General features: G+C 49.1%; 3 protein-coding genes. All 3 read left to right on the plus strand.

Annotated elements, in window-relative coordinates; translation table 11 throughout:
• A partial coding sequence (locus VU18_RS16300) for a UDP-glucose/GDP-mannose dehydrogenase family protein (protein ID WP_047758556.1) occupies window positions 1-750 on the plus strand: 750 nt, incomplete at its 5' end.
• Between the two features lie 60 nt (window positions 751-810).
• Window positions 811-1,953 carry a glycosyltransferase family 4 protein gene (locus VU18_RS16305; RefSeq protein ID WP_021321718.1) on the plus strand — a complete coding sequence of 381 codons (1,143 nt, stop codon included), beginning with the start codon at window positions 811-813 and terminating at the stop codon, window positions 1,951-1,953.
• A gap of 24 nt (window positions 1,954-1,977) precedes the next feature.
• Window positions 1,978-2,857 (plus strand): UDP-glucose 4-epimerase GalE (gene galE, locus VU18_RS16310; protein WP_047758557.1); only part of this gene is annotated, 880 nt, incomplete at its 3' end.

A 2,857-nucleotide genomic window follows, 5' to 3' on the forward strand; every position in this document is an offset into this window, starting at 1 on the left:
AAAATTTTATACATCATCCATAGTGCGGAGATGATTAAATACGCTTCTAATGCCTTTTTGGCGACGAAAATCAGTTTTATCAATGAAATTGCGAACATTTGCGAAAAGGTCGGCGCCAATGTCGAGGATGTCGCATACGGCATGGGGCTTGATACGCGGATCGGTCCTCAGTTCTTACGAGCGGGAATTGGCTATGGCGGTTCGTGTTTTCCAAAAGATACAAAAGCGTTAGTGCAAATTGCGGGGGATGTCGATCATCAATTTGAATTGCTGGAAGCCGTCATTAAGGTGAACAACAAACAACAGCTTAAGCTGGTGGAAAAGGCGCGCAGCCGCTTCGGAAGTTTGCGAGGGAAAAAAGTGGCGCTGCTTGGGTTGGCATTTAAGCCGAATACCGATGATATGCGTGAGGCCGCTTCGATTGTCATTGCGCGAGAGCTATTGCGGGAAGGCGCCTCGGTTGTGGTGTATGATCCGGTGGCGATGGAAAACGCCAAACGGATCATCGGCGATGAGGTGGTGTATGCTTCATCGGTGGAAGAAGCGTTAACAGATGCAGACCTAGCCATGATTGTGACGGAGTGGGAGGAGATTAAACAGCTGCCGCTTGATTTGTATGCAAAATACATGAAAACGCCGATTGTGTTTGATGGGCGGAATTGTTATCCGTTGGAAGAAGTGAAAAAGCATGCGATTGAGTACCACTCGATTGGCTGCCAAAGTGTGTTAACCAACGTTGTCAGCATTTAACATCCCAGCGAAACGTATTGAGGAATTCATCGTGTAACACGCAGAACAGGGTGAAAGCAATTGACGTTGCATAAAAGAAAAGTTTTATTTTCTGCGACTGTGTATGCTCACTTGGCCGCCTTCCACAAACCGTTCATCAAACTACTGCAAGACAAAGGCTGTGAAGTCTATGCAGCTGCGAATCCAGATCACGGGCGCAAAGAGGAAATCGAGGAATTAGGGGTCATTTGTTGGGACATCCCGTTTTCCCGCTCGCCATACGACCGGTCTAATGTCTGGGCGATGAGGGAACTGAAGCGGCTGTTTCAAACCCATCGTTTTGATCTCATTCATGTCCACACGCCAGTGGCGTCGTTTTTGGTGCGGTACATGGCAAAGAAATGCGGCCAAGGTCCTGTGCTGTATACCGCCCATGGTTTTCATTTCTATCAAGGGGCGCCGATCCAAAACTGGCTCATCTATTATACCGCGGAAAAGTGGGCGGCGCGATGGACGGATGGGTTGGTGGTGATGAACGAAGAGGATTATGACAATGGGAAAAGGTTGGGATTCAAGGAGGGCGAATCCCTCTTTTTTGTTCACGGGGTCGGTGTCTCGATTGATCAGTACGGCGTGCAGGGAGATGCAAATATTCGCGGCCAGCTGGGCATTAAAAATAGTGATGTAGTGATAACTTATATTGCAGAATTAAATCGCAATAAAAACCATTTATTCCTGCTAAGAAATTGGAAGGGAATTTTGCAACATGCCTCTAATGTGCATTGTTTGATTGTAGGCAAAGGAGAAAACGAGGAAGAGCTGAAACAGTATGTAGAACAAAACGAGTTAAACCATATTCATTTTTTAGGATTTCGCCATGATATCCCGATGATTTTATCGCACTCGGATATCGTGACGTTGCTATCGTTTCGGGAAGGGTTGCCGCGATGTGTCATGGAAGCCATGGCTTCGCAAAAGCCTTTAGTTGTGACGAATATCAGAGGTTCAAGGGATTTGGTTCAGCATGGGATCAATGGATTTGTCGTCGATTTAGAGGATGATCACGCTTTAACCGAGTCCTTCATCAAGTTAATCCGTGATCCAAAACTGCGGGAAGAAATGGGACAGGCTTCGTTTGAACGCATTCAACCTTATCGTTTGGAAAATGTCCTCTTGGAAATGGAAGATGTGTACATGCGATATTTGTCCTCGGCAAGGGACTAATTTTCATATAACGGGGGAACCGATATGGCGATTTTGATCACCGGCGGCGCGGGTTATATCGGCAGTCATACTTGCGTGGAATTGTTGAACGCAGGGTATGATATTGTCGTTATTGATTCATTCGCCAACAGCAAGCCCGAAGCGCTGCGGCGGGTTCAGGAGATTGCGCAAAGGGATTTTCCGTATTACCAGGCTGATTTGTTGGAACGGGATGCGCTGGAAGCCGTCTTCGCCAAGCATTCGATTGAGGCGGTCATCCATTTCGCCGGGTTGAAAGCGGTGGGGGAATCGGTGGCGGTGCCCCTTCTTTATTATCACAATAATATTACGGGAACATTGGTGTTGCTTGATGTCATGCGCCAATACGGGGTGAAGAACATCGTGTTCAGCTCGTCCGCGACGGTGTACGGCATGCCCGATCGGGTGCCGATTACGGAGGATTTCCCGTTGCGTCCGATGAATCCGTATGGGCGGACGAAGTGGATGATTGAAGAAATATTGCGTGATCTCTATGTATCCGATCCCTCTTGGAGCATCGCCCTTCTTCGCTATTTCAATCCAATCGGCGCCCATCCGAGCGGGCGGATCGGGGAAGACCCGAACGGCATTCCGAACAACTTGATGCCGTACATCACCCAAGTGGCGGTTGGAAAGTTGAAGGAGCTGCGCGTGTTTGGCAACGATTACCCGACCATTGACGGCACAGGGGTGCGCGATTACATTCATGTCGTCGATTTGGCGATCGGGCATGTGAAGGCGTTGGAGAAGGTGCTGGCGGCAACGGGGGTGGAGGCGTACAATCTCGGCACGGGGCGGGGATACAGCGTCCTTGAGGTCGTGTCAGCGTTTGAACGAGCGACAGGGGTGAACATCCCGTACAAAATTGTGGATCGCCGCCCAGGGG

This window comes from Geobacillus sp. ZGt-1, assembly GCF_001026865.1.
GTDB lineage: Bacteria > Bacillota > Bacilli > Bacillales > Anoxybacillaceae > Geobacillus > Geobacillus thermoleovorans.